The organism is Zestosphaera sp. (assembly GCA_038843015.1).
In the GTDB taxonomy this organism is placed as follows: Archaea; Thermoproteota; Thermoprotei_A; order Sulfolobales; family NBVN01; genus Zestomicrobium.
The window spans coordinates 1-24,475 of sequence record JAWBSH010000012.1 but is presented as its reverse complement, the minus strand read 5'-3'; the positions used below and the strand labels follow the sequence as shown (position 1 = coordinate 24,475).

Below are 24,475 nucleotides of genomic sequence, written 5' to 3'. Positions count from 1 at the left end.
GAGTCACTCAAACAACTAGCGCTAGCGAGTCGAGTACTCTAGGCTTATAAACTTCCGTAGTTGCCGGGATGAGAGACCTGTTCTTCTTCTTGCGTTCTTCTATGAGGCTGTAGAGCTTGTTAGTAGCTTCAGGCTCGCCGTGATTCAGTATTATCTTCTTCGGCTTAGGAGTTAAGCTCTCTAGATAAGCGAGTAGCTGATTCTGGTCTGAATGCCCGGAAAATCCTTCTATAGCTTCTACCTCCATGTTTATAGTTATAGTCTCTAGCTTGTCTTCTACTACTAGATTCACGTTCTTAACACCGTCTTTAACTTTACGCCCTAGAGTACCCTCAACCTGGTAATTAACGAATAGTATAGTGTTCTTAGGGTCTGAAGCCATGATCTTGAAGTACTCTACTGCAGGACCGCCTGTGAGCATGCCTGACGTAGCTAGTATTACGGCTGGCTCGTCAGAATCTACTATCTCTACTCTAGCCTTCCCAGGCTCAACAACCTTGAATGCTTTATGGAGGAAGGGATTCCTACCCTCATTTATCAGGTTGCGTATCTCGCTTGATAGCAAGTCTGGGTAGGCCGTGTGTATAGCTGTCACCTCATTTATCATGCCCTCCACATACACTGGTGTCTCAGGTATCTTACCCTCGTCCATAGCTGTCGCCAGGATAGCCAGCACTTCCTGAGCTCTACCAACCGCGAGAGTAGGTATGAGTACCTTACCCTTCCTCTGGAGAGTCCTGTTAATCACGTCCACGAACTTAGCCTCCGCCTCATCTCTAGGCAACTGCGTGGCGTTCCCGTAAGTAGACTCCATCAAGAGAGTATCGACTCTCGGGAACTCTGTGTGTGCTTCATCAAGTAGTCTAGTCTTCCCGTACTTGAAATCACTAGTGTAGACTATGTTGTGCAGACCCACACCTATGTGTAGGTGCGCAATAGCTGAACCGAGTATGTGCCCAGCCCTATAAAAAGTGAGTCTCACGTCAGGAGCTATGTCAGTGACTTCACCGTACTTCAGAGTCACTGTATGCAGTAGCGCCTTATGAACGTCTTGCAAGTCGAAGGGTAGTGGCTTGCCCTCACGCTTAGATATGTCGAGCAAGTCTAGCTGAAGCAAGATCATCAAGTCTCTAGTAGCTTCAGTAGCGTACACAGGCCCCTCATAACCAAACTTAAAGAGTAGCGGTACTAAACCGCAGTGATCTAAGTGCGCGTGAGTAACTACTACAGCGTCAATATCTTCTACAGGTATGTTAGCTACGTCTAGCCTAGGCATAGACTGCTTAAGTGTTGGTGCGGAGGGATTATACCCGAAGTCTAGTAATATCTTAGACTCCTGTGTCTCGAGAAGTATCGATGAACGCCCTACCTCCTGAAAACCTCCTAAAGCAGTTATCCTCACGTACGGGTCTTTAAATAAAGTGTCTCTATGTATCCTATCACCAACACTCCTGAGTATCTTCCTCCTAGCTTCTGACTGCGATATTAAGTACTTCACCGTCGACTCCAGAATCGAAGACCTTAGCGGCGGCTTCCTGAGTATGCGGGGCCTCCACCCAGTCTCCATGAATATCTTGTTATATAGCTGGCGCTTATCTTTGAAGAAAGCTGTTGGGTTAGTAGTCTTGATTATGACTTCCCCCAAGACCTCGTCGAAAGTCACGTCTTCCTTGGTTAAGCCTAGGTCGGGCGGCACTTCATTAAGTATTATTTCCAGAGCATCACTAAAGTCTTTACGTGAAGACTCATCAACCCTGACTACTACCCTCTTCTTTATGATTTTCGCTATAGACTTAATCAGTTCTTCTTTCTCTAAAACACTCTTCACGTCTCTCAAGTATATAGCTATCTCAGGACCTTCAAACTCTATCTTAGTTAGTCCTGCCTCGGGAGGTATATTCTTGTATATCTCTTCTAAAATCTTCAGTCTAACCTTATCTATTAAAGCCACTAAATAACCCCCTACCACAAGCTGTAAGTACTTATCTCGACAGAACCTTTCCTCACTACAGCCACGTCTACGCCCTCACCACTAAACACGTCTCTCCTAGTTGATGCTCTGATAGCTTCTAACGCTAGCTTAATAGCTTCATCAACACTGAGGTCTGCCGAGTACCTACTCTCTATCAAGCCTATAGCTACGGGGCTTCCAGACCCTGTCACAGCATAGTTTTCCTCAGTGTAGTCGCCGAACCACTGCACAGCGTATAGTCTCGGCTCAGTGTCGTACCCACCTATAATTAACTGAACCTCAAACGGGAAGTACTTGTAAGTATTTAGTAAGAGACCTAAGTAAGAGACTAGAGTTCTGACAGGTACTTGAACCCCCTCCTCATACTTGTATTTCCTTGCTAGATACTGGAGTTGTGAAGCAAGTATCTGCGCGTCCGCTACTAACCCAGCTATAGACATTACTACGTGGTCATCAATCTTAATAATCTTCCTAACCCTCTTGTGAGCTATGAAGTACCCCTGACTAGCTCTCTTGTCTGCAGCCACCACCACGGAATCTCTCAACTTCAAGCCGACTGTAGTTGTCCCGTGTAAAACACTCACATGCCATCACCTAAACTTCTTAAGTTACAAGGTCTTTTAAGTAGATCACGACCCCCTACTACATGGAAATATATTTTCAGCAGTAATAAGTTTAATCTTAGGTGATGGTTTGAGGAGAGAACCTCATGTGATTGACTTACCTAAGAAAATAGTTGTCGGAGAGAACGTAGTGTGGCAAATCCCTAAAGTTATTCAGGAACTCAGACTAGGTAAGAAAGTCCTCATAATAACAGGACCTAACGTCTGGGGGTTGATAGGAGGCACAGTAGAAGAGATGATGTCCTCAAGTAACGTAAGCTATGAAGTAAGTAAAGTCTATAAACCTACCCTAAGCGAGGCAGAAAGCCTCCACGAAACACTAAACAGCTTCTCACCAGACTTAATAATAGGGTTGGGCGGCGGCAAAACAATAGACATAGCTAAGTACCTCTCAGCATCTTCAGGAATCCCATTCATGAGCGTCCCTACAACGTCTTCTCATGACGGGATAGCCTCACCCTTCGCCTCACTCAGGGGAGGCGGCAAAATCACCTCAGTACTGGCTAAGCCACCCGTAGCAGTCATAGCAGACTTAAACATAATAACTTCAGCACCCAGCAGAGTAATTAAGGCCGGCGCCGGAGACTTAATAGCTAAATTCACTGCAGTCTTAGACTGGAGGCTTGCTCACAGACTTAAAGGCGAGTACTACGGGGACTACTCAGCACAGCTAGCACTACTCTCAGCAAAACACGTAGTGAACTACTCTGACCTCATATCTAAGCTCTCTATAGAAGGCGTGCGAGTCATAGTAGAAGGACTCATAAGCTCCTCAGTAGCTATGTGTATCGCTGGGAGTTCTAGACCAGCAAGCGGCTCTGAACACTTATTTAGTCACGCGCTAGACTACATAGCCAACTACCCAGCACTACACGGGGAGCAAGTAGGGGTTGGAGCGATAATGATGTCATACCTCCACGGGATAGAATGGCGAAAAATAAAGAAAGTCTTGAAGAAAGTAGGACTACCTACAACAGCTAAAGAACTGGGAGTCAGAGACGTTGACATTATAAACGCTCTAACAATAGCTCACAAAATAAGAACAGAGAGATACACGATCCTCGGTGAGAGCGGCCTGACTTACGAAGCAGCAGAAAAACTAGCTAAAGAAACTGAAGTTATTGACTAGCCACACTCGAGAAGACTGCCCGCTCTTCACACCCTAAAAACTCGATACTGCACTTCCAGCGTGTTATGACTTATTAAAGCTGTTTCTGAACCCTACGCGGCTCAGTTGGGAGATACTCTACAGCAGGCCTCCTCATAGCTTCTTGCGGGTACAGCGACATCAAACTATATATTGCTGGAGGTATCTCTGTCTTTACGTTAAGTCCTAGCTCTTTAAGTTCTTCAGCAGTTATTGGCCAGTCGTGCGTGTGCCTCCCCATCACGAGTTTGTCTATGACTAACTCGATCTTGTCCTCAGGAAGCTTGTTCTCGAGTAACTTCCTCACTAGGTCTTTAGTCTGGTTTAGAGCTTTCTCAGCTATGTCAGCAAGAACTAAAGTCTCGTCACTGACTTTCTCAACACCTTTCTCCTTAACTACCTTAATTATTGAGGGGGCTGGTAAAGAACCTGTCTGAGTACTTATTTGCGGGTCTACAGGACCTAAAACCGTTCTGGGTCTATCCAGAACTCGTCAGTAACTAAAGCTATGAGAGTCCTCCAATCATAGTTTAGTGTGGTACGACCACGATCTTCTTACTCGCGTGCCTCTTAAGAGCCAGCGCTATCTGAGAAGCAGCCAGCATTAAGCCGCCTGGAGTATGGATTATCAGCATTATGCTCCTGTCAGGCGGGGTACTTCTTATAGCGCGCAAAATCTCTTCATAGTCTTCAATATTTATGAATTTATAGAGCAGTATGCCGAAAAGAGTTATTCTTTCGTGTCTGTGAATCAAAGTTATGACTTTAGTGTTGTAGTAGCTCTCAAGACTTCTTATTATCGATACACGGGCATTCCTGAGTGAAGAGTATCTTAGCTGAGGATACATGAAGCTAACGAATATCCAGATAATAAAGAAAAACCAGAGCAAATCACTAAAACTCGGCAAACCATCCAACTCAACTACCTCAAGTAGTGTTGAGTCGCGGAACTATTAAGTCTTCAACTCGCGTTATCAAAGATTAAGCCAGCTTAAGAAGACTTACCTGCGTTATTCCCGTTCTCTCGCCCTACCTCAGTATTTAAGTTGTTTAAAGGATAATTCATTATGATGGTTGAGTCCGCAAGTGTTGATGAGGTGTTTAGAGCGAAGAGAGAAAAGCTTGTTAAGTCGTTGATAGAAGAGGGTATACTTAAGAGTGAAGAAGTTATTAGAGCTATGCTTTCTGTCCCTAGAGAAGAGTTTGTTCCGTTAAGGTATAGGGAGCTAGCATACTTAGACACCCCGCTCTCAATAGGTTACGGGCAAACCATCAGCGCCCCCCACATGGTCGCTATAATGACTGAAGCTCTCAAGCCTTCTCGAGGCAATAAAGTCCTGGAAATCGGGGCTGGGAGTGGCTACCAAGCAGCAATCATAGCTGAGATAGTCAAGCCTGAAGGGCATGTATGGACTATAGAGATAGTGCCGGAACTAGCTAAGTTCGCGGAAGAGAACCTGAGGAGGACGAGCTACTCACACTACGTGACAGTAGTAGTAGGTGACGGGAGTAGAGGGTATGAAGAAGCAGCACCTTACGACAGAATAATAGTTACTGCAGCAGCTCCTAAAGTGCCTGAACCCCTCATATCTCAACTCAAGGAAGGGGGGCGGATAGTAATACCTGTCGGCGACATGTACGTGCAGACTCTCAAAATAATCGAGAAGAGGGGAGGCTCCCTACACGTAGAAGACTCAGTACCTTGTGTTTTCGTCCCGCTCTTAGGCGAGTACGGGTTCAAGAAAGATTTCTGGCTTGATAAGTGAGTTAAGATACTCACGCTACTTAACCTCCAAAAACCTAATTAAGGTGCTTACTCAAGATACTTTATTAGGGTGCTATGAGGAGATGCCTATAATAACGTTGCTTAATCACTTGGTAGCTAGAGAGGGGTTTAGGTTCATTCACGGGCAACCGTCTGAAGAGTGCTTGAAGTGTAGGTTGAAGCCTGTCTGCCTAGACAAGCTAAAGCCTAACCACCTCTACGAAGTAACTAGAGTTACTAATATTAAGAATCCTTGCAAGCTCTACGGGCACGTAACTACAGTAGAAGTTGAGGAAAGACCTATACTACTAGTAATACCTAAGAGGCTAGCTTTAGAAGGACTTAAATTCACTCACAAAATGATTGAATGCAACGAAATTAAGTGCCCCTACCGCACTTTCTGCAGTGCCGAATACCTGAAGAATAACGCGTCAGTCAAGGTCGTTAGAGTTAAAGAGAGAGTTGACTGCAGGACCTCTAAAGAGTCTATGGTCTTAGTTGAGGCTATCTTAGCGGACTAACTTAGTGTTTATCTGCACTATCTCTTCAGTTATCGTGTTACCTCTAACGAATTTCCTCCTCCTCTCCCCCTCGTTCTTCGGGTGGAAGCCTGGCGGCTCAGAAAGCAGTAAGGCTTTCTTAACACCCCCCTGCAGTGAGGGAATCATTGGGAAGCCGGAGCTGTCTGAACCCCCAGTTATTAGTAATTTCCACTCAGCCGACAACCCCACAACTGATGCAGGGACTGTATCACCTATCTTCTTGCCGATGAACGCGTTAGCTTTATCTCCAGTCACTGCTATCTGGAATGAGGGGGCTCTGAAAACCTCGCCTAAGACTTCCTCAGAACCTACCTTCTCTGAAAGAAACGCTGAGGGAACAACTACCGTGTCGGGAGGAACAGAAGGATCATCAACTAACCTAACTATCAGGTTGACTTTCTCTCTATTAGCTTTGTTTTTCCATATCCTGAGCGTAGCTATGCCTAGAGGCGAGTTAATCGCTTTCTTAGTTTCTGGGTTAACCCTACACACCACCAGAACTCTGTTTTCTTTATGTTCATCACCATAACTCAAGTCACTAGAGCCTATCACCTTAACTAATAAAGGCTTGGGATTAACGACCTCAGGGTCCGAGACCACCACCTTAAACTCAGGCATTACTTTACTCACCTACTCGCTGATAATTTCTTAAAAAGCTAGTAAATAAGCTTTCACAACCTAAACTCAACAAAGGATTTCAAGCGAGTTAAACTCACGAGTCTTTAGAGACTGCGAAACCTATTATGTAGGCTCTCGCACTAACACCTCTCCTCAAGTTCTCAACTAAACTTCTCTTCAGGTCTGCAGCCGACTTACTCGAAGATATAGCTAGCGTGTTTTGACTAACGTACGTGGATTTCCTAACAATAATTCTCTTCTCATCACTCAACTCGAGACGTGGGTCCCCCCTACCTAAAACTAAGTCGTACTCGCCTAACTCATCAACTAGCAACACTAGAACTACGGAATTCTCGCTCCTTATAATCTGTTTTAGTTCTTGGCTTAAGTCTGCTAACCCCTTATCAGCACCAACCCCTATTATGCAGTTCCCTCTAAGAGTTAAGTGAGTCTCTTTAGTTATCTCGAAAGTAGTTTTGTGGGTTGCTCTTACGTTTGAGTGACCCCTAAAACTCACTACATCTATTCCCGCAAAACACTTGAGGCTTCTTGAAGAGTTGCTTGACGTGTTCTCGAGTTTGGTGGCTCCCTTCAGTATACTTCCGGAGCTCTCCACTCTCCCCACACTTCTCTCAGAGTCTTAGAGATCTCGCCTAAAGTCGCTTTGTGTCTTACTGCCTCGTATATGTAGGGGAATATGTTCACGTCTTCTCTCTCAGCAGCTTTCCTGAGTTCGTTTAGAGAGTCTCTGACCTTCATAGGGTCTCTCTCTTTTCTTAACTGTTCTAGCCTAAGTACGACTCTCTCCCTAACTTTAGGGTCAACCTTAAGGACTTTAATATTGAGAGTCTCTTCCTCAACTAGAGTGTTAACACCTATTATAGGGACCTCACCTCTCTCAACCTTCAGTTGCCACTCGTACGCGGCTCTCGCAATCTCTCTCTGCGGGTAGCCGAGCTCAATAGCTTTAATCATTCCTCCCAGTCTGTCGATCTCGTCTATCATCTTCCACGCTTTCTCTTCTATCTGGTCGGTAAGCCACTCTATATAGTAAGAACCGCCTAGAGGGTCTACAGTATCAATAACTCCAGACTCGTAGAGCAGTACTTGCTGCACCCTAACAGAAAGCTTGACAGACTCTTCAGTAGGTAGTGAGAGAGCCTCATCATATGAGTTTACGTGTAGTGACTGCGTGCCTCCCAAGACCGCGGCCAGAGCCTGTAGTGTGGTTCTAATCAGGTTGACTAGCGGTTGCTGGGCAGTAAGCAACACGCCGGCTGTCTGCGTGTGGAACCTGAGCATCATCGACCTAGGGTCTTTAGCGTTGAACCTGTCTCTCATTATCTTAGCCCACATCCTCCTAGCAGCTCTGAACTTAGCTACTTGCTCGAATATGTTTGTGCGGGCTGCAAAGAAGAAAGACAGCTGACCAGCAAACTCATCTACGTTCATCCCCCTCTCAAGAACCCACTTAACGTACTCTATAGCATCAGCCAGAGTGAAAGCCACCTCCATAGCGGGAGTAGCGCCGGCTTCCTCGAAGTGATATCCTGAAATACTGATCGAGTTCCACTTAGGTATGTTCTTGGCCGCGTAGATTATGAGGTCTGTCGCGTACCTCATAGAAGGCCTCGGCGGATATATGTAGTTGTTTCTAGCTATGTATTCTTTCAGTATGTCGTTCTGGACAGTCCCTCTAAGCAGAGACTTGCTAATCCCTCTAGACTCCGCCACAGCGACATACATAGACAGTATCTCTATAGCCGTAGCGTTTATAGTCATGGAGGTAGAGATCTTATCCATAGGGATGTCCTGAAAAACTAAGTCCATCTCATTAACTGAAGGCATAGAAACACCTACCTTACCGACTTCATACCATGCTAGCTTGTTATCAGGGTCTAAACCCAGCTGTGTAGGCAAGTCGAAAGCCATGCTAAGTCCTGTCTGTCCAATACTTAAGAGGTACTTGTAGCGAGCGTTCGTGTCTTCAGCTGACCCGAACCCAGCATACTGTCTTATAGTCCATGGACGGCCCCTATACATGGTTGGGTAAACTCCCCTAGTAAAGGGGTAAGCCCCGGGAAAACCTAGCTTGTCTAAGTAGCCCCACCCAACACCCTCAGTATCTAGCGGGGTGTAGAGGCCCTTAATCTCCAGCCCTTCCTCCGAGAAGAAGCGAGGCTTCATCTCAGGAGCTTTCTTGATAGTAGGTTGGAGAACCTCATTAACCCACTCATTAAACCTCTCTCTAAGCTTCTCTAAATCACTCACCAGGCTTCACCCTCTCAACTAACTCGAGCAAGACCCCTCCAGTCGACTTAGGGTGAACGAAGTTTATTTTTCTAGAACCCTTCGAGACCAGCTTTGATTTGTCGTAAACTAAGACAGCACCCCTACTCTTGAGAACCTCGACAGACTTGTCTACGTCCTCAACTCTTACCGCTATGTGGTGTATCCCCTCACCCCTCTTCTCAATAAACTTGCTTATCGCTGACTCTGGGGTAGTTCCTTGAAGCAACTCTATGTGTGTGTCACCAACTCTAAACATAGCTACCTTAACACTCTCTTCAGGAACTTCCTCAACACCCTCGAGCTCAAGCCCTAGCACGTCTCTATAAAACCTCACAGCCTCATCCAAGTTCTTTACCGCAATACCTATGTGGTCTAGCTTCACGAACTCCCCACCTCACACGCCCTCTCAAAAACTTCAGTCACTTTCTTGAGCGGTGTCCCAGGAGTGAAAACCTCGAAGACGCCGAGCTTCTTAAGTTCTTCAACGTCTTCAGGAGGTATTATCCCGCCAACTATTACCGGCACGCTAACACCGCGCTCCCTCAGCAACTTAATCAAGTCTTTAACAAGCTCTAAGTGCGAGCCGGAGAGTATGGAGACCCCTATCGCCGCAACATCTTCCTCGACCGCTGCCTCAGCAACGTCTTCAGGCGTTTTATGAACACCTAAATAAACTACCTCAAACCCGGCGTCTCTCAAGGCTCTAGCTATGACTTTAGCACCCCTATCGTGCCCGTCTAAACCAAGCTTAGAAACGAGGACTTTCCTCCTAATACTCCTAGCTTGAGTCACGACTTCAGCCGTAGACAAAGACACGTGAATCCCCAAGTATTAAATAAACACATCCTTAAAAATAGGTTAGAGGTCTTTACTAACCATACAACATATGAAGAAGCCCTCAGTGAGGTGCTTGTGCGGGTATAAGCGCATGAAGTCTCGGTAGTTGTCGTAAGACTTATAGCCTTCTGCCGCCCACTCAACAGGCCTGCAGAACTTTACTCTCTCAGAAACCGTGTTAGCTACTTCCTCACCTTCTTCAGGCATTAAAGAACATGTCGAGTAGACTACATTCTTCCCGAGTTCTGTAGACTTAATAATCAGTTCTTTCTGGAGAGCAGAGTAGTACACCACCTTAGACTCAGTCAAGGTTATCCTGAGGCCCGGGTCCTTAGACATAGCCCCGCTATTACTACACGGCGCGTCTAAGAGAACCTCATCAAAAACTCTCCTTAACTGAATATCTCTTGAGTCACTAACGACTACGTGAACTCTACTTAAATCAACTCCTAACTTCTCTAGTAGTTGACGCCCCAGCAAAGACCTCTTATAGCTGATATCTACGGGGTTTGGGTTTCATGTTGGTTGATGTTGCTTGATATCGACCCTTGGCTTCATTGACCTCAGGCTTCCTTTCATTGGAAGCCTTATCATTGGTCTCCACCCGTTCAGGGTAACCCCTACCCACAGCTCACCCTCATTGGGCTCATAGCTGTGGGGAAACCCCCACATACTGGTGTGCTTGAGGTAGATGTTTATGGATGCGAGCTTCTGCCTACCCATTTCGAGACCGCATCTCGGGCACTTGAATACCCTGCCCACTCGGGTCTTTACCACGCACCCGCATCGTGGGCAGGTGCGGGAAGTGTTACGTGGAGAGACCTTGACGACTAGTGCTTTCTCTGAGAGCTTACCGTGTATTGTTTCCCAAGGTGTTCTAGCGTTTCTCTTCCTCCTCTCTTTATTAGTTCTCCCCCTGGCAACCATGTCTCCCTTCTCGAGGTCTTCGACGACGTGAACAGTGTTGGGGAGTAAGGCGGTTATCTGCTTAACGAGCTTGTTTATAAAGTCTTTCTCCCTGTTTCTTTCTCGCTTAGCATACTTCTCGAACAGCTCCCTCTTACCCAAAACATATAGCTCAAAACAGCGATAAAGGCTCTAAAATCAATTTCGAAGTGGTTCATATATGGACGTATGGGTATCTGCTGATGAGGATTGCCGAAGTTGGAGAAGAGTACGGCATCAAGGTAGAGCTTGTCAGCGAAGAAAATACATCCACTACCTGCCCACTATGCAAAGCGAAGAACCAAGACCACAGAAGAGTGTACAGAGGATTATTCAAGTGCTACAAACACAACACAGTATTCAACGCAGACATGGTCGGAGCATATAACATACTACTCAGGATAGGAACCATATTCCCGAGCCCCGCTCTACACGGGGTAGGGGTAACGCGCCTGAGACCGGGCGCAGAGCTGAACCCAGCACACGCTGGGAATGTAGCTCTAAACCTCCCCGGAACCCTCGTCCTTTAGGGCGGGGAGGAGGTCAGAGAGTTCTGGATAGAACCTTAATCACTAAGCGCTTGCTAAGTCCCGGCAAACCACTACATTCAGACACTGGATCTCTTAACCCCCCACACCACGAAACTAGTAAGAAACTAATTATAGGTCTGAAACTATATTCAGTTCGTCGCGAGGTCCTCATCTCTCAGTCTGGAGCGGCTACATCATCAATTAATATAATGTTACGACCTTATTAACTTAAGACTCTTCAAGCAAGAGGTGCGGTCTCGCCATCGAGTCTTAGTCAAGTCGTCTCGGCATACTTCTTTGCTTTCTTGTAGGTCCCGGTAATTCTTTCTGGACATACGTAGCTGAGTAAGTCTCTTCTTTCTAGGTATGCTAGAACTAGAAACACACTCCACTTGCGGTGACTCCTGACTCTAATTATTGCTTTCGAGGTTTTCTCGCTATAGTATAGTACTTTCGGGGAAGCTTCTGAGTAGTTTTTCTTGCCGTAAAGTTCTATGAATGCTTCATCAAGACTTTTCTGAAGCTCGTTAAGACTGACGTTCTTCGAGGTAGCTAGCCTCACTACTAAGTACCTATTCTTGCGTTTCCTGCGTTTCTCAAGACTCTTAACAACATGCTTTAACACTTTAGAGTTTAGACCTGCTAACACTTGCTCGATTCTACGCTTGAGAATCACTAGCTGGAGTATAGCTACTAGAGCGAGAGCCAGAGCTGTTGAAGCTACTAAGACAAGAATGACTTCAGGTAAATCCATCAAAAACCAGCACCTCTAAGTATTGATGCAGGGTTTGCGGCAAGAGCTGACAACGCCTTAACCTCGGAAAGCCCTAACTCTAGCAAGAGTGCGTAGTAGGTTGTCGGGTGATGAACCTCACTTAAGCTACGCGCTCCACTACCTAAGGCTATAGTGATTTGACTCTTCTCGTATAAGCTTAAAAGTGTTTGAAGTCCTGATAAGTCCCTCCCTGAAAGCATTAAGTCTATAATCTCTGAAGCGTTGAGTATCACAGGCTTCCCCACATTAACTAACTTCACGTAACTCTTCCTAGACCTACTATCACTCAGTAACTTACCCCCCACCTCCACAGCGTTCAAGACACTCAAAACCTGATTACTCAGCTTCAATTCTTCAGGAGTCTTAGCTGAAAACACTTTAAGAGACTTACTCTTCACTGCTTGGATGTTGCTTTTGTAGTCTATAGTAGTGCGTGGAACCAGCCTAACATCACCGAGTGTCTCAACAGTCGTCAAGCCATGCAGAACTATAGTTGAGTAGTCGTAAGCACGAGCTTTCTCAACTAACTGATTAAGCGCCGAGAGAGGAGTTTTGTTGCTAATATCTACGTACTTGATCCGCACTCTCTAAACACCCCCGTCACGTAGTCGTGCAAGTCTTTCAGACTCCTCACTCCCACGACAGTAGCTGAGACTCTAATCACGTCATCACCGTCCATCAACATGATATTCCCTGAGAACGCGTCTTGCTTACTGAGTCTCAAGTAGATTATAGAGTTTTTTGAGCCGACACGCCTGTGTAGCGTGGCTACGAAGAGAGACCTGTCAGTATGGCTTAGCGAACACAAGATGTGCTTGAAAGCGTGAACGTCGTCTTCCCGACTCCTCGTCTTGACAGTGATGAGGGTTATGGAATTCCCGTAATGCCCCTGAACCACCTGCTCTTCTATCAAGACCTTCTCTCTAAGTTGTGGGGGTAGAACGTTCAGTACTGCCTGCCTAACCCTACTTAAGTCTTCAGTACTGTGCGCGAAAACAGTTAAGACTAGATTGCTTACTACGTAACGTTTACTCATGATTACTTCTCAAGACCTAATTCTTTAGCCTTGTCTTGAGGTAGTATTAGTCTAGCACCTCTTGAGGCTTCATGCCTCTTCCTCAGCTCCCTCTCCTTAGCTTTCTTCTTCCACTTCCAGTGGTGAGTTCCTCTAACACCTCTGTTCCCTAAAAGACCCCTCATTCTCCTCCCAGCCATAGTCTTCCCTCTAAACACTCTACCTCTCTGAGAAGGCGCTGTAATCCAGTTTATGTCAGGGTCTGAAGCTATTGATGGGTGGTTAGGGTCTACGAGCACGACCTCAAAATACTCGTAAATCCCGTCATCACCGACCCAGTAAGAACCGAGGACTTCCAGGTTGCGGAACTTCCTAGCTGCTTTCTCTTCAGCTATTAGCTGTTGAGGCTTCTCAGGAGCGTAGCCGTAGACACCCATCCTCTTAGGTCTGCGCCCAGAGTTAGGTCTAGGCTTGCTCAAACCACCCTTCTTAACCCTAACTCTAGCCACGACAAAACCCTGCTTAGCTTCATAACCTATAGCTCTAGCTCTGTCAAGTCTCGTAGGCTTCTCAACCCTGACTACCGTAGGAGCTCTCCTCCACTCTATATAGCGCTCTCTCATCAACTCTCTCATATCACTAGAGTCTAGGTCTTTCCACGCCCCAGCTATGTAGCTGTATACCGACTTCACCATCCTACTCCACTTCCTCCAAATAGATGTTACAAGGGTTTAAAAGACCTTAGCTAGTCTTCCTTAATATCTCTCACTAAACAGCCTTCATCACCACACCTCAACCAACGACCTAAACTTATATTCTAAAATACTGACACTTTGATAGGAGATATAAGGAAATGACGGGGTACGGCGAGAGTCTTAGTAAAGAAGAGAAACTCAAGATAATTAAAGCTCTCGAGGAAGACTTAGAGTTCAGGTACGCCGTTGCCGGAGCAATAGGTCTCTTAGAACTTCTGAAGAAGCTAGACTCTATAGAGAAAAATACTGAAAGAATAATTAGTACTGTTGAAGAACATAGTAGGACACTAAGGGAACATAGTAAGAGACTCGAAGAACTTACTAGTACCGTTCAAGAACACGGCAAAAGACTAGAAGAACTTACTGGGGTCATTCAGGAGCATAGTAAGAGGCTAGAAGAACTCACAAAGACTATTCAAGAACACAGCAAGAGACTAGAAGAACTTACTAGAATTGTTGAGGACCATAATAAAAGGCTTGAAGAACTTACTAGGGTCGTACAAGAACATAGTAGAATACTGGAGGAGCATAGTAAGAGACTTGAAGAACTCACAAAGACTATTCAAGAGCATAGCAGGAGACTAGAAGAACATAGTAAGAGGCTAGAAGAACTCACGAAGACTATTCAAGAACACAGCAAGAGATTGGAAGAGCATAGTAAGAGGTTAGAAGAACTCACGAGAACTATTCAAGAACATAATAAGAGACTAGAGGAACATAGTAAGAGGCTAGAAGAGCATAGTAAGAGACTCGAAGAACTTACTAGTGTTGTTACTGGGTTAGTCGAGAGAGTTTCTGCTCTAGAGCAGATTGCTGGTGCTCTGACCGAGGCTTCAGTCGCTAGGTACGTGTATGAGGACGTAGCTCAAGAGATTTCTCTTAGGGGTGAGCGAGTACTGAGGAAGGTTAGAAACGCTAGGTTTGATGGACTCGACATAGACTTACTAGTTGAGAGTGATAAGAGTGTTTATGTTGTGGAAGTCAAGATTAAGCCCAAACACGTAGACGTGAGCAACCTCTTGAGTAAACTTAACGTAGTGAAGAAACACTACCCAGAGAAGGAAGTCATTGGAGTTCTTGCGGGAGTGTGGGTTGGCAGAGAAATAGAATCTTACGCGAAAGAAAAAGGAATCACAACATATACGTATTAGACCTCAATATGTCGGGGTTTGGGTTTCATGTTGGTTGATATCGACCCTTGGCTTCATAGACCTCGGGGCGCCTTTCATCAGTGCCCGCGTCATAGGTCTCCATTCCCTTCAGGGTAGCTCCGACCCATAGCTCCCCCTTATATAGTTCGGGTTCAAGGCTACGGGAAACCCCACATCCTGGCTTTGAACGCCCTACCCACTCGAGTCTTCACTACACACCCACATCGTGAGCGAGCTCAACCCACAATAAAATAACTTACATCAACCCCTTACAAACCTTTATAAAACCCAAAACAGTTGCACTAGGCTCAAAGCAAACCCAGAACTTCAGGGCAAGGAAAGAGACTAGCCATCCTCATAGTGAATTAATCTTTCCTTAAGAGCTAGTAAGCACCCTGTCTCTTATTGAGCAGGCTCACTAATTGAGAGAATTCCGGAGAGTAAGATTCTTGGAGTTCTGTGAGTGCTGCTCACTACCTGGCTGAAACAACCTTAATCACGTCGTTGTTTTGTAGCTCGTACGTGCTACCGACTCTCTTGTTTTCCTTAGCTAGTATGGCGTAGAGGAATCCCTTACCTAAGTCTGTGTGAACTAAGTATGCGAGTTCTTGCGCCGTAGTCCCTTTCCTCACTAAGTAAGCGTCGGGGAGGACATTACCGCTACTGTCAGTGAACTTGTGTGGGTCCTCGACTGGGTAGACGACGATGTAGTTTAAGACGTTGAAGATTGCCGTGTTTAGTGCTTGCTGGACGCCTGTTCCTCCAAACTTCCTCATAAACTCTCTTATCTTGTCTAGAACTGCTTTCTGTTTTGGGTTGAGCTTACTCTCGTCAAGTATTGTGAAGTCTTGATCTCCTGGTAGATACTTGATTAACCCTGCTTTAGATGCTTTCCTCAGAGCTAACTCATATACTGAACTAGCAGGTATGAAGACTCTGTTCTCCAGCGTCTTGATTACGTGGTTGATGTTGTCTAGAGCTTCAGGTAAGTCAGCCTTATTACCTACTATGACTGTCGGCTTCGCGACCTCACGCAACCTAACTACGAAACTCCTTAATTCTTCTTCTCGCCAGGAACTAGGCTTACTCAACTCGAGACCGCTTAGTTTCAGAGCCATCAACACGTGTTCCCGCCTTATCGAAAGACCTGAAACTCTCTTAGTCAGCGCGTCTACTACTTGATCCCACGGCATGTTGTCAAGACCTCTAGCAAACCTAGCCCAATCTCTACTTATTATCCCGTAAAACCACTCGTTAATCTCACTCTCTATACTCAGTACTTCCTCTACCGGGTCGTAAGTGCCTGGAGGGACAGGTCTCCCCTCCTCGTCTGTAGATCCGGAAACGTCTATCACGTGAATCAGTACGTCAGCTTGTCTTAAGTCATCCATAAACTTGTTTCCGAGGCCTCTACCCTTGTGTGAGTCTTTTATTAAGCCGGCAACATCCATTAGCTTCACAGGTATCATCCTCACACCCTCCAAGCAAACTGAGTTCTTAGCGTTGCATCCTCGCAACCCCAACTCCGTGTGGACGCATTTAGTCCTCACGTAAGCTATCCCTACGTTAGGCTCTATAGTCACGAAAGGCCTATTCTCTATCTTGACGTCTATCAAAGTAGCTGCTGAGAAGAAAGTCGACTTACCGACGTTAGTCTTACCCACAACACCTACGAGAGGCGGGGCAGGAGGCAGTTAAAACACCTCACTATGACTAAGTACTCACGACACTTAATATGTGGATCTCACTCGTTAAGCCACAAGCTCTTATCTACTCTACACTCGTTCTTCAACTCTCTAATGTCTTCCTCATCCACGTATATGCTGCAGGGCGGCACGTCTCGAGTTACTACTGCTCCAGGGTAGATCCAGGAGTAAGCACCTACCTTCACTCCAGGCATCGTAGAGACGTCTACGCCTGTCTTGACGTGGTCTCCGAAGACTGCCCCGAACTTAACCCTGTTAGTAGTCTCCCTAACTTTCTTGACTACATAACTTACTGGCTTCTCATCAAATCTTAAGTTAGCAGTTATTGTTCCAGCACCTAAGTTGCAGTCCTCACCCAGTATTGAGTCGCCCACGTACGCGTGGTGCGACACGTGAGTACCGCTCATGACTATGCTTTCTTTCACCTCAACATTAAACCCTATCTTAGCTCGGTCTAGAACCACCGTGTAGGGCCTGACGTAAGAGTTCGGGCCGACTACGGCGTCACGCCCGACGTACGCGGGGCCTACTATGTATGTCCCGGAAAGAATCTCAGCACCCTCATCTACGTAGACAGCGTTCTTGACCACAGCGCCTGACTCAACCCTACCCTTAATTACTGAGTCTCTCCACGAAGACATTAAGTCTTTATTCAGCTCGAGTAAGTTCCAGGGCCTCCCCAAGTCTCTCCAGTAACTCAGCTTAACTACACGCACGTTTTCTTCCTTACTAAGCTTCACGACAGCGTCTGTTAACTCGTACTCACCTCTAGGACTCGGCTCTAGTTCGTCGAGATACTTCCTTATCTTACTACTCAGCACGTAAATGCCTGCGTTAACTAAGTTAGAGGGAGCTTCACTAGGCTTCTCGATAATGTCTCTCAAAATAAAGTCTTCATTAACTATCAAGACCCCGTACTTCCTAGGGTCACTTACCTCGTAAGCTCCTACGAGGTTCTCACCCACATTAACGAATTCCCTCACATCATCATACTCCACGTAAACATCCCCGTAAACAACCACGAAATACTCAGAACTAATCTCTTCAAGACCTTTCCTAACAGCGTCTCCAGTACCTAGAGGCCTGCCCTGATCAACTACCCTCACATCACAAGAAAACTTATCTGCAAGTAGTCTAGCTCTCTCCACCACCTGGTCTCTCAAGTAACTAACTACAACAACTATCCTGTCAACACCGGCCTTAACTAAATTCTCTACGTGATGGTCTAGCAGAAACTTATTAATCACTGGAATCATGACTTTACTCCTAGTGTGTGTAAGAGGCTCTAAACCCTTCCCGTAACCAGCAGCTAGAATTAACGCCTCCATAACTAGACCCATCACACAAGAATATTAAGAAGTAATTTAAAGCTTTCACAAACAAGACTTCAATGAAAGTCTAGGAAACTCTAATAAGTGTTGGTTGCGGTTCTTGGGTCGCGCGTGAGCAGCTACGTGAGTGCTTGCGGGAGGACAACAGCTTTCTTCACGCCTTCAGGTGTTGTGATGTAGAGTAGTTTTGACTTGTATATCTCGACTTTCCTGAGAGGATATATCTTCTTGCAAGACTCGAAAATCTCTGCTGCTAGAGTCCCGAAAACCATGCTCTTCACAAATTCTGCGAGACTCATTTGCGAGGCTTTCTCACTTAATATCCTCATCATTTCTTTCCTTATCGCGTGTCTCTGGCTAGTTTTGCATCTGTACGTAGTTAAGGAGACTGCAGTAACTCTGAGAACGTAGCCGTCGCTCGTAGTCACGTTAGGTATCGCTACTACCTTACTAGACTTTCTCCTTATTAGAGACCTCATGTAGTCTCTAGCTAGTTCGTGCCCCTTAAACCAAGTACGCGCCACGTCCTCCTCAACACTAACTACCTGAAACTTAAGCATTATGTGGTGCTTACTGAAATCTCCTGTGAGGTCGAAGAGAGAGACTTCAAACGCTCTCCCCAAGACTTTAGAAGGGTCGTCTGCGGGAGTCGTGGCTATCTCAACACTACCGAAAAACTCTGGCGCCAGGACCTTATACCACTTCTTCAACTTCCACTTATCTTTTACTGGAGGAGCTCTTGACATCTTCACGACCTATACCTATCTAACGTTAAGGCTTATAAAACTTTCACTAAGTACTGCAGGAATCTACTCAGTGCTGTAGGGGGTCATCAACTAATAGCTTCTAAAAGCATCTTATAGAGTCTTAGTATTTCCTCAGATGTTGAGGCGGCTGTCCTGACAGCCTCAGGTGATGTAGGCCCGCTATAAGCTATAGTGAAGACTGCCTCATTACCTCGTATTTCGTGAGTTATTGTGAAGTTTGCTGGCGGGTTAGTGTCGTCAGGGAGTGTAGCTTTATGGAAAGCTTCAAGAAGTCTTAAGTCGTCACTCCTTAAGCGTATCTTAATCTCTATTTTCAGGCTAGACACACCCCTACGCAGGAGCCTCACTCAACACTATATAGCCTCCTTGAGTAGGGTGTTTAGAGACGAGAGTCTTCCTATCTTTCTGTGTGAGGGAAGCCATACTCACGTAGTACTTCCCGCCATACTCGAGAACAACTTGAGTTTTAGAAGGTTCTAAGAGGTTGAGACCCCATAAAACCTTACTTATGAGTGTTGCGGACAAGTTGCTTGGGTTGCCTCTAACGATTAAGTTCTTAGTCTTCGCAGTATTTGGTTTCTCACTGATTAGAGTGTCTATACGCTCCTTCATTTCTTTAATACTTCTTATGTAGTGTAGGTAGTAATTCCTCATATAGTTTGAGTTTATCGTGGAAGAAACGTACCCCTCAAACCCCTTGACATCAAGCAACCACGTGATGAAGTATGCTAGAGTAGTTAAGTCTCTCACGAACCACCCGTGTTTGATCATGTAAGTCTTCAACCTCATCTTATCTTGAGGTACTTTATAGAATTCAGACAAGAGTTTCAGTGTCTCGCTCACGCTCTCTCTAACCATGTTTGAGGGTACGTAAGGGTCTACCCCCATAGCTAGCGTGTGTGTAGGTGAGGTGAAGTAGGGTGTTATAGGTGCTTCAGCAACTTCTAAGAGCCCCTCACTAGCTAGTGAGTTCAGGAACCCCTTATCTTCCTCACTCATCTTCAGCTCCTTAATCCTCGGTATGTACTTGACGTAAGTAGCTGAAGCAACCAAATACCTCAACTCTCTACTAATCGGCATAAACTCTCTCAGCAAGTTAATCAGTCCTGAGAGTAGTGAAGTATACCTGACTAAAGTCTTGTGCTTCACACGCGATACTTGAGCCTCACTCGAAGACTGAAAAATTACGCACTCATCACACTCAGTATGAGGTATGTTAATACCTAAAACCTTAACACCTAACTCAGTAGTTGGGGGAGTGTAGTCAGGCAGTATCTCAACACTCAACTCCATAGACTTAAGAACCTTGAATAGTAAGCCGCCCGCAGTAAGAGACTCTACATCAAAACACGAAACTATCCTGACTAACTTCATACTCTTCTTAACATCATCTAAGAACTCGTGGAAGACGTCAACGTCTGACACTCCCTTACTCTCTTGACCCAAAAACACACCCAACTAATCTTCCGATAAGTAAGATTAAATAGCTGGGGCTTGAAAACCTTAAAAACTACTTGCTCTCAGTATACGGTATGAGTGGTCTCTGAGTGAGTATCTTAGCTTCTTCAGGGTCGTACTTCCAGTCAGGCGGTAGCTTACCGACTTTCTTGTAGTACTTGATCAGCCTATATATCTTAGACTCAACACTTATTAAGCCTCTCAGAGAGTGCTTGTCTTTAGGGTGCTCGCTCAAGTGCCTGCGCAGATTCACTGCTTTCTTCATTAAGTTATATAAGTCTTCAGGTATTACGGGAGCTAACTTATACCTCTCAAGAACTTCAGTAATCTTAGCGTTTAAGACAGCTCTAGTTAGCGGGACTCCATACTGGTCTCTCAGTATCACCCCAATCATTGAGGGCGGGTACCCCTTCTTAGCCAACTCAATAATTATCGACTCTACCTCTTCAGGAGTATACTGTAGCCACTTAGGAGGGACTAGCGTCGGAGGCCTTGTCGAGTGCGACTTACCCTTCTCTTTCTTCTTCCTCATCCCAGCACCTACTAAATTTCCTATAGTTGGGATTTATAAGCAGTTCTCAACCAGCTAACCATGGCTCTAAACGCTCTACCCCTGTGAGATAAGGAGTTCTTAGTCTCGAGGTCTAACTCAGCGAAAGTCTTGTGATGGCCTTCAGGAACGAAGATGGGGTCGAAGCCGAACCCTCCCGAACCCCTAGCCTCGAGAGATATCGAGCCGTAGACAACCCCCTCAAAAACTTTAAAGCCTTGCTGAGGGTAGTAAAGCACTATAACTGACTTGAAGAAAGCTGTCCTGTCACTAACACTCGACATGAGCTTCAAGACACCCTCAACACCTATAGTCTTGTATACGTAGCTACTGAAAGGTCCTGGAAACCCCTTCAGAGACTTTATGTAGAGTCCAGCGTCTTCAACGAAGAAAGGCTCTCTAAGGTAGAGTGACGCCTGGACAGCACTATAGAGAGCTATCGAGGTTAAGTCGTCAGACTGTATCTCTACCTTATCTAGACTGAGAGGAACTACATCAACACACTCTCTAAGACCTAAATCTCTGAATTCCCTGATCTTGCCTTCATTCCTGGAAACAAGAAATAACTTAAGTACCTCTCCGCACTCTCCTCTCCTCAACATACCTACCCCGCAACCTTATCTCCCTCACCTTAAATAGTAGAGACTCAGTAAATTCTCTCCCCCTAACCCTAGAATAGCCCCTCACGAAATACTTCAGTAGAGATTCTTTAAGAGAGTAGTGAGTACTCTCAACAGACCTTATGAATAAGTGGAGGTCTGTAGCTAAGTCTTCTAACCTCCTAGAATACCTTGCTAAACCAAAATCTATCAGGTAGACTTCCTCCCCCCTCACTATGACGTTAGAAGTAGTTATGTCTCCGTGGACTACGCCCGCCTCATGTATCCTAGCTACTAACTCACCCAAACTCTCAAGATACTTGAGAGACTTCTCAGGGTCTCTACGTATTAAGTCTCTTAGTAGGGGGCCCTCAACAAACTCCATGATTATCAACCCCCTACTCACGTCTACGTAGTAGAGTGCGGGCACGTTAAGACCTCTAAGCCTGAGCTCAGCCAAGATCTTAGCTTCAGTCTCGCTACGCCCCCTAATAAGTAGAGAGTCTAGGAGAGAGTCTCTGTAAGGCTTCTTAACCCTGACTTTATAGATTGAGGGCATCCCCTCATAGCAAGCCTTAATTAAGGCTGCTTCAGCTCCCAAAGCTATCAGTTCTGGCGAGCCAGGGCACGTCAACCTGGTCAAGCTTCCACCTCTGCCTCACGTAAGCTTCTTCAGGCCTGACACTCACTCCATGCTTGAGTAGTAGTAGTCCTGTCCACGCGATCATCACCCCATTATCTACCGCGTATTGCGGGGGAACAACACCTAGCTCAACCCCCCTCATCCTACTCATAACCTCAAACTTGCTCCTCAAGACAGGGCTTGAAGCAACTCCCCCAACAACTAACAACTCTTTATTCCCTGTGTGTGCTAGGGCTCTCTCACTAACTTCAATGATTGCTGAGTAAGCGATTTCTCGCGCGCTATAGCATATGTCGCTCAAGCTAGTTCTAGAATCTCTGAATATTTTTAGGGCTGCAGTCAAGAGTCCCGAGAAAGACACGTCTTGACCCTTAACTACGTAAGGCAATTCAATGAAGTTCTTCCCTTCCTGCGCGCACTTGTCTACCTGATGCAGTCCTGAGACTACGTAGGGCGGCGCTATACCTAGCTCACGCGCTAGAGTGTCTAGGAAGTTGCCTAGAGAGATGTCTAGTGTCTCCCCGAATATCCTGTACCTGCCTTCAGAAGAAGAAGCTATGAGGGTGTTGCCGCCAGACAAGTAGACTATGAGGGGGTTCTTAAAAGAGAAGAGCATCTTACCTATCTCTACGTGCGCGAGAGCGTGATTCACTGGTATTAAGGGCTTGCCGTAGTATGAGGCTATAGCTCTAGCTAGTGTAGCCCCGACCCTCAAGCAGGGGCCCATCCCAGGACCTAGAGCGACAGCAACCCCGTCTAAATCACTTACTCTCAACCCAGACTCACTCAACGCTTTCTTTATTGCTTCAGGCGCGTTACTTATGAAGTATTGTGAGGCTTCTTTAGGGTGTATCCCGCCAGTCTTCGGCTTATAAACGAACCTGACGTCAGCTAGTATGTGTGGGGGCTCGTCCTTAACTACCCCCACACCGAGAGTGTGTGCTGATGATTCAATACCTAAAACAATCATGTTCTCGTTTTCCCGTCGCTACTGCTTCACGTACTCTACGTGGTGGCAGTATCCGCAGTACCATCTGGGGTTCGGGCTTGAGTAGTACCCCATTACCCTACCACACTTAGGGCATACTCTGTTCTTGAGTCTTATTTTGCCAGCTTTCAAGTCTATCTCGTAGAGTTTATGTCTCTCAGCCATCGTCAACCCCTCTTAATCAAGTGTTCGGGCTCGAAGAACTTCAGTCTCTGAAGGTCTTCATATATGTTTGCTCTAAAAACAGACCTGTGTGAACCGTACTCACTCTTAATATACCTAACAACAACTAATTCCGGGTTCTTGCCGTAGAGTCTAGCAAGCACGTTCTTCAAAGAACTCCTGCCTGGAGTTGCTTTACCTAAGTGAATAACCTCACCAAACAACTCAACCCTACCAACAACTCTATTATGCTTCTCACTAAGCACGTTAACCACAACACCCTCCTCAACACTCACAGTTCTCAGAGGCGCTTGACTCACGGCTCACACCACTAAATAAAGCCCGCGAAAAACATTTTTAAGTTTAATACTACTCAACAACACATCAAGAACGAGCCCTCAAAAACCAGCTAAGACTTTTAAACCGAAGGCCCAAAAATATTATACTTGGTAGTTGAAGCATGATACTCACTACCTACCCGCCGGCGAAGACACCCCTTCAAGACACCTCACACACGATCAAGCAACTCATACTAAGAGAACTACCGCCGGCGGGCTTCACAAGCGACGTAATCGAGAAAATGTTTAAGAAAGCCGTCAGACTCAAGATATGGAAAAACCTCAAGCCAGAAGCGAGAGCACTAATCCTAGCACTAAGAAAGTGGAAAAACAAAATAAGTTCACCAACCCTCAAAACAATCCTCGAAGAAATATACGTCGAGATAGAACTCAACACACTGAAAGGCAAAGCACTCTTATATGGAGTCACGATAGCTTTGAGAGACGGCTTACTTGAAGTAATTCAGTCAGTGAAGTCCCTGCTGTGCCTCGGCATATCTTACCTAAGTAACCCACCACTCTTCAGATTCTTAGGCTAAGTTCAGAAAACCTGCAAGAACGTAAGCAACAGGAAGCAAGTAGTGCTGGAGACCTTAGCTATAATACTAGCAGCAACACACTTCATGATCCCCCTAACATACTACCTACACGCCAAGACAAGATGGCTACCTAAGCCCTGGGACCTTAAAGTAGACGAGAACTACAAGCCCAAGGTAACAGTCATCATACCAACCTACAACGAGTCTAAGCTCATAAAAGAGAAGCTAAACAACATCTACGAACAGGACTACCCGAAGGAACTAATAGAGATAGTAGTGGTAGACTCAGCCAGCACGGACGGAACCCCGAAGCTAGTCGAGGAGTGGGCCTCTAGACACAAAGACGTCGAGCTTAAGCTAGTTGTCGAAAACGAGAGGAGAGGTAAGGCATTCGCGTTAAACAACGCCCTGAGATACGCAAGCGGTG

33 protein-coding genes are annotated in these 24,475 nt (G+C 45.9%); 7 read left to right on the top strand and 26 right to left on the bottom strand.

The window, feature by feature from the left end:
* Nucleotides 1-7: 7 nt before the first annotated feature.
* A complete protein-coding gene (locus QXL29_07580) occupies nucleotides 8-1,951 on the bottom strand; it encodes a beta-CASP ribonuclease aCPSF1 (GenBank protein ID MEM2284454.1) in 1,944 nt (647 codons plus the stop codon).
* 11 nt (nucleotides 1,952-1,962) lie between these two features.
* Nucleotides 1,963-2,556, bottom strand: a complete 594-nt coding sequence (locus tag QXL29_07575; protein ID MEM2284453.1) for a proteasome subunit beta — start codon at nucleotides 2,554-2,556, stop codon at nucleotides 1,963-1,965.
* 109 nt (nucleotides 2,557-2,665) lie between these two features.
* Here QXL29_07575 and QXL29_07570 point away from each other — a divergent pair, with 109 nt between their 5' ends.
* Nucleotides 2,666-3,724 (top strand): NAD(P)-dependent glycerol-1-phosphate dehydrogenase, encoded by a 1,059-nt coding sequence (locus tag QXL29_07570; protein ID MEM2284452.1) that lies wholly within the window; start codon nucleotides 2,666-2,668, stop codon nucleotides 3,722-3,724.
* Between the two features lie 73 nt (nucleotides 3,725-3,797).
* On the opposite strand, the gene QXL29_07565 is transcribed toward QXL29_07570, so the two are convergent.
* Nucleotides 3,798-4,187 carry a hypothetical protein gene (locus tag QXL29_07565; protein MEM2284451.1) on the bottom strand — a complete coding sequence of 130 codons (390 nt, stop codon included), beginning with the start codon at nucleotides 4,185-4,187 and terminating at the stop codon, nucleotides 3,798-3,800.
* A gap of 85 nt (nucleotides 4,188-4,272) precedes the next feature.
* Nucleotides 4,273-4,659 (bottom strand): hypothetical protein, encoded by a 387-nt coding sequence (locus QXL29_07560; protein ID MEM2284450.1) that lies wholly within the window; start codon nucleotides 4,657-4,659, stop codon nucleotides 4,273-4,275.
* A 153-nt stretch (nucleotides 4,660-4,812) separates the two neighbouring features.
* On the opposite strand from QXL29_07560, the gene QXL29_07555 reads away from it, so the two are divergent.
* Both QXL29_07555 and QXL29_07550 read left to right on the top strand, forming a co-directional pair.
* On the top strand, nucleotides 4,813-5,508 hold the full coding sequence (locus QXL29_07555) for a protein-L-isoaspartate O-methyltransferase (GenBank protein ID MEM2284449.1): 696 nt from the start codon (nucleotides 4,813-4,815) through the stop codon (nucleotides 5,506-5,508).
* Complete coding sequence (locus QXL29_07550; GenBank protein MEM2284448.1) at nucleotides 5,498-6,028, top strand: UPF0179 family protein; 531 nt, start codon at nucleotides 5,498-5,500, stop codon at nucleotides 6,026-6,028. The genes QXL29_07555 and QXL29_07550 overlap by 11 nt, the downstream gene beginning before the upstream one ends.
* Here QXL29_07550 and QXL29_07545 read toward each other — a convergent pair.
* From QXL29_07545 to QXL29_07515, 7 genes are all read right to left on the bottom strand, one after another.
* Entirely contained in the window at nucleotides 6,017-6,667 is a 651-nt protein-coding gene (locus QXL29_07545; protein ID MEM2284447.1) for a 30S ribosomal protein S6e, read from the bottom strand. The genes QXL29_07550 and QXL29_07545 overlap by 12 nt on opposite strands.
* Before the next feature lie 94 nt (nucleotides 6,668-6,761).
* Complete coding sequence (locus QXL29_07540; GenBank protein MEM2284446.1) at nucleotides 6,762-7,283, bottom strand: DUF371 domain-containing protein; 522 nt, start codon at nucleotides 7,281-7,283, stop codon at nucleotides 6,762-6,764.
* On the bottom strand, nucleotides 7,259-8,938 hold the full coding sequence (locus tag QXL29_07535; GenBank protein MEM2284445.1) for a methylmalonyl-CoA mutase family protein: 1,680 nt from the start codon (nucleotides 8,936-8,938) through the stop codon (nucleotides 7,259-7,261). Before QXL29_07535 ends, QXL29_07540 begins: the two co-directional genes overlap by 25 nt.
* Nucleotides 8,931-9,341: a methylmalonyl-CoA epimerase gene (gene mce / locus QXL29_07530; GenBank protein ID MEM2284444.1), complete on the bottom strand. Its 411-nt coding sequence runs from the start codon at nucleotides 9,339-9,341 to the stop codon at nucleotides 8,931-8,933. The genes QXL29_07535 and mce overlap by 8 nt, the downstream gene beginning before the upstream one ends.
* Complete coding sequence (locus QXL29_07525; protein ID MEM2284443.1) at nucleotides 9,338-9,775, bottom strand: cobalamin B12-binding domain-containing protein; 438 nt, start codon at nucleotides 9,773-9,775, stop codon at nucleotides 9,338-9,340. Before QXL29_07525 ends, mce begins: the two co-directional genes overlap by 4 nt.
* A 42-nt stretch (nucleotides 9,776-9,817) precedes the next feature.
* Nucleotides 9,818-10,294: a hypothetical protein gene (locus QXL29_07520; GenBank protein ID MEM2284442.1), complete on the bottom strand. Its 477-nt coding sequence runs from the start codon at nucleotides 10,292-10,294 to the stop codon at nucleotides 9,818-9,820.
* Nucleotides 10,295-10,312: 18 nt separating this feature from the next.
* A complete protein-coding gene (locus tag QXL29_07515) occupies nucleotides 10,313-10,864 on the bottom strand; it encodes a zinc ribbon domain-containing protein (protein MEM2284441.1) in 552 nt (183 codons plus the stop codon).
* 47 nt (nucleotides 10,865-10,911) lie between these two features.
* On the opposite strand from QXL29_07515, the gene QXL29_07510 reads away from it, so the two are divergent.
* Nucleotides 10,912-11,271, top strand: a complete 360-nt coding sequence (locus QXL29_07510; protein ID MEM2284440.1) for a transposase — start codon at nucleotides 10,912-10,914, stop codon at nucleotides 11,269-11,271.
* A gap of 274 nt (nucleotides 11,272-11,545) precedes the next feature.
* Here QXL29_07510 and QXL29_07505 read toward each other — a convergent pair whose 3' ends face one another.
* Genes QXL29_07505 through QXL29_07490 form a run of 4 tightly spaced genes read right to left on the bottom strand, consistent with a single transcriptional unit; the run spans nucleotide 11,546 to nucleotide 13,756 of the window.
* Nucleotides 11,546-12,025, bottom strand: coding sequence for an Rpp14/Pop5 family protein (locus QXL29_07505; protein MEM2284439.1), 480 nt, complete (start codon nucleotides 12,023-12,025; stop codon nucleotides 11,546-11,548).
* The gene (locus QXL29_07500; protein ID MEM2284438.1) at nucleotides 12,025-12,630 is read right to left on the bottom strand and encodes a hypothetical protein; all 606 of its coding nucleotides are present in this window, start codon (nucleotides 12,628-12,630) and stop codon (nucleotides 12,025-12,027) included. Before QXL29_07500 ends, QXL29_07505 begins: the two co-directional genes overlap by 1 nt.
* Nucleotides 12,612-13,082, bottom strand: a complete 471-nt coding sequence (locus tag QXL29_07495; GenBank protein ID MEM2284437.1) for an RNA-binding domain-containing protein — start codon at nucleotides 13,080-13,082, stop codon at nucleotides 12,612-12,614. The genes QXL29_07500 and QXL29_07495 overlap by 19 nt, the downstream gene beginning before the upstream one ends.
* Before the next feature lie 2 nt (nucleotides 13,083-13,084).
* Nucleotides 13,085-13,756, bottom strand: coding sequence for a 50S ribosomal protein L15e (locus QXL29_07490; GenBank protein ID MEM2284436.1), 672 nt, complete (start codon nucleotides 13,754-13,756; stop codon nucleotides 13,085-13,087).
* A gap of 158 nt (nucleotides 13,757-13,914) precedes the next feature.
* Here QXL29_07490 and QXL29_07485 point away from each other — a divergent pair, with 158 nt between their 5' ends.
* A complete protein-coding gene (locus QXL29_07485; protein MEM2284435.1) occupies nucleotides 13,915-14,967 on the top strand; it encodes a DUF4559 domain-containing protein in 1,053 nt (350 codons plus the stop codon).
* Between the two features lie 473 nt (nucleotides 14,968-15,440).
* Here QXL29_07485 and QXL29_07480 read toward each other — a convergent pair whose 3' ends face one another.
* The 11 genes from QXL29_07480 to QXL29_07430 form a co-directional block, all read right to left on the bottom strand.
* On the bottom strand, nucleotides 15,441-16,631 hold the full coding sequence (locus QXL29_07480) for a redox-regulated ATPase YchF (protein MEM2284434.1): 1,191 nt from the start codon (nucleotides 16,629-16,631) through the stop codon (nucleotides 15,441-15,443).
* A gap of 80 nt (nucleotides 16,632-16,711) precedes the next feature.
* Entirely contained in the window at nucleotides 16,712-18,013 is a 1,302-nt protein-coding gene (locus QXL29_07475; GenBank protein ID MEM2284433.1) for a sugar phosphate nucleotidyltransferase, read from the bottom strand.
* Nucleotides 18,014-18,123: 110 nt separating this feature from the next.
* On the bottom strand, nucleotides 18,124-18,750 hold the full coding sequence (locus QXL29_07470) for a 30S ribosomal protein S3ae (protein MEM2284432.1): 627 nt from the start codon (nucleotides 18,748-18,750) through the stop codon (nucleotides 18,124-18,126).
* A gap of 86 nt (nucleotides 18,751-18,836) precedes the next feature.
* Entirely contained in the window at nucleotides 18,837-19,097 is a 261-nt protein-coding gene (locus QXL29_07465) for a hypothetical protein (GenBank protein MEM2284431.1), read from the bottom strand.
* A gap of 4 nt (nucleotides 19,098-19,101) precedes the next feature.
* Entirely contained in the window at nucleotides 19,102-20,217 is a 1,116-nt protein-coding gene (locus tag QXL29_07460) for a hypothetical protein (GenBank protein ID MEM2284430.1), read from the bottom strand.
* A gap of 64 nt (nucleotides 20,218-20,281) precedes the next feature.
* Complete coding sequence (locus QXL29_07455) at nucleotides 20,282-20,761, bottom strand: 30S ribosomal protein S15 (GenBank protein MEM2284429.1); 480 nt, start codon at nucleotides 20,759-20,761, stop codon at nucleotides 20,282-20,284.
* Between the two features lie 20 nt (nucleotides 20,762-20,781).
* Nucleotides 20,782-21,378 carry an XTP/dITP diphosphatase gene (locus tag QXL29_07450; GenBank protein ID MEM2284428.1) on the bottom strand — a complete coding sequence of 199 codons (597 nt, stop codon included), beginning with the start codon at nucleotides 21,376-21,378 and terminating at the stop codon, nucleotides 20,782-20,784.
* Nucleotides 21,347-22,021: a Kae1-associated kinase Bud32 gene (locus tag QXL29_07445; GenBank protein ID MEM2284427.1), complete on the bottom strand. Its 675-nt coding sequence runs from the start codon at nucleotides 22,019-22,021 to the stop codon at nucleotides 21,347-21,349. The genes QXL29_07450 and QXL29_07445 overlap by 32 nt, the downstream gene beginning before the upstream one ends.
* Nucleotides 21,969-22,949, bottom strand: a complete 981-nt coding sequence (gene kae1 / locus QXL29_07440) for a KEOPS complex N(6)-L-threonylcarbamoyladenine synthase Kae1 (protein ID MEM2284426.1) — start codon at nucleotides 22,947-22,949, stop codon at nucleotides 21,969-21,971. Before kae1 ends, QXL29_07445 begins: the two co-directional genes overlap by 53 nt.
* Nucleotides 22,950-23,009: 60 nt before the next feature.
* Nucleotides 23,010-23,174, bottom strand: coding sequence for a 30S ribosomal protein S27ae (locus QXL29_07435; GenBank protein ID MEM2284425.1), 165 nt, complete (start codon nucleotides 23,172-23,174; stop codon nucleotides 23,010-23,012).
* A gap of 2 nt (nucleotides 23,175-23,176) precedes the next feature.
* Nucleotides 23,177-23,491 (bottom strand): 30S ribosomal protein S24e, encoded by a 315-nt coding sequence (locus tag QXL29_07430; GenBank protein ID MEM2284424.1) that lies wholly within the window; start codon nucleotides 23,489-23,491, stop codon nucleotides 23,177-23,179.
* A 140-nt stretch (nucleotides 23,492-23,631) separates the two neighbouring features.
* Between QXL29_07430 and QXL29_07425 the strand changes: the two genes are divergently transcribed.
* On the top strand, nucleotides 23,632-24,048 hold the full coding sequence (locus tag QXL29_07425; GenBank protein MEM2284423.1) for a hypothetical protein: 417 nt from the start codon (nucleotides 23,632-23,634) through the stop codon (nucleotides 24,046-24,048).
* 42 nt (nucleotides 24,049-24,090) lie between these two features.
* Nucleotides 24,091-24,475 (top strand): glycosyltransferase (locus QXL29_07420; protein ID MEM2284422.1); only part of this gene is annotated, 385 nt, incomplete at its 3' end.

What these genes read in the sequence shown, in the direction of transcription:
- QXL29_07555 (MEM2284449.1), top strand. Translation starts at nt 4,813, where the DNA reads ATGGTTGAGTCCGCAAGTGTTGATGAGGTGTTTAGAGCGAAGAGAGAA.
- QXL29_07545 (MEM2284447.1), bottom strand. Translation starts at nt 6,667, where the DNA reads ATGCCTGAGTTTAAGGTGGTGGTCTCGGACCCTGAGGTCGTTAATCCC.
- QXL29_07505 (MEM2284439.1), bottom strand. Translation starts at nt 12,025, where the DNA reads ATGGATTTACCTGAAGTCATTCTTGTCTTAGTAGCTTCAACAGCTCTG.
- QXL29_07495 (MEM2284437.1), bottom strand. Translation starts at nt 13,082, where the DNA reads ATGAGTAAACGTTACGTAGTAAGCAATCTAGTCTTAACTGTTTTCGCG.
- QXL29_07490 (MEM2284436.1), bottom strand. Translation starts at nt 13,756, where the DNA reads ATGGTGAAGTCGGTATACAGCTACATAGCTGGGGCGTGGAAAGACCTA.
- QXL29_07485 (MEM2284435.1), top strand. Translation starts at nt 13,915, where the DNA reads ATGACGGGGTACGGCGAGAGTCTTAGTAAAGAAGAGAAACTCAAGATA.
- QXL29_07475 (MEM2284433.1), bottom strand. Translation starts at nt 18,013, where the DNA reads ATGGGTCTAGTTATGGAGGCGTTAATTCTAGCTGCTGGTTACGGGAAG.
- QXL29_07470 (MEM2284432.1), bottom strand. Translation starts at nt 18,750, where the DNA reads ATGTCAAGAGCTCCTCCAGTAAAAGATAAGTGGAAGTTGAAGAAGTGG.
- QXL29_07455 (MEM2284429.1), bottom strand. Translation starts at nt 20,761, where the DNA reads ATGAGGAAGAAGAAAGAGAAGGGTAAGTCGCACTCGACAAGGCCTCCG.
- QXL29_07435 (MEM2284425.1), bottom strand. Translation starts at nt 23,174, where the DNA reads ATGGCTGAGAGACATAAACTCTACGAGATAGACTTGAAAGCTGGCAAA.
- QXL29_07425 (MEM2284423.1), top strand. Translation starts at nt 23,632, where the DNA reads ATGATACTCACTACCTACCCGCCGGCGAAGACACCCCTTCAAGACACC.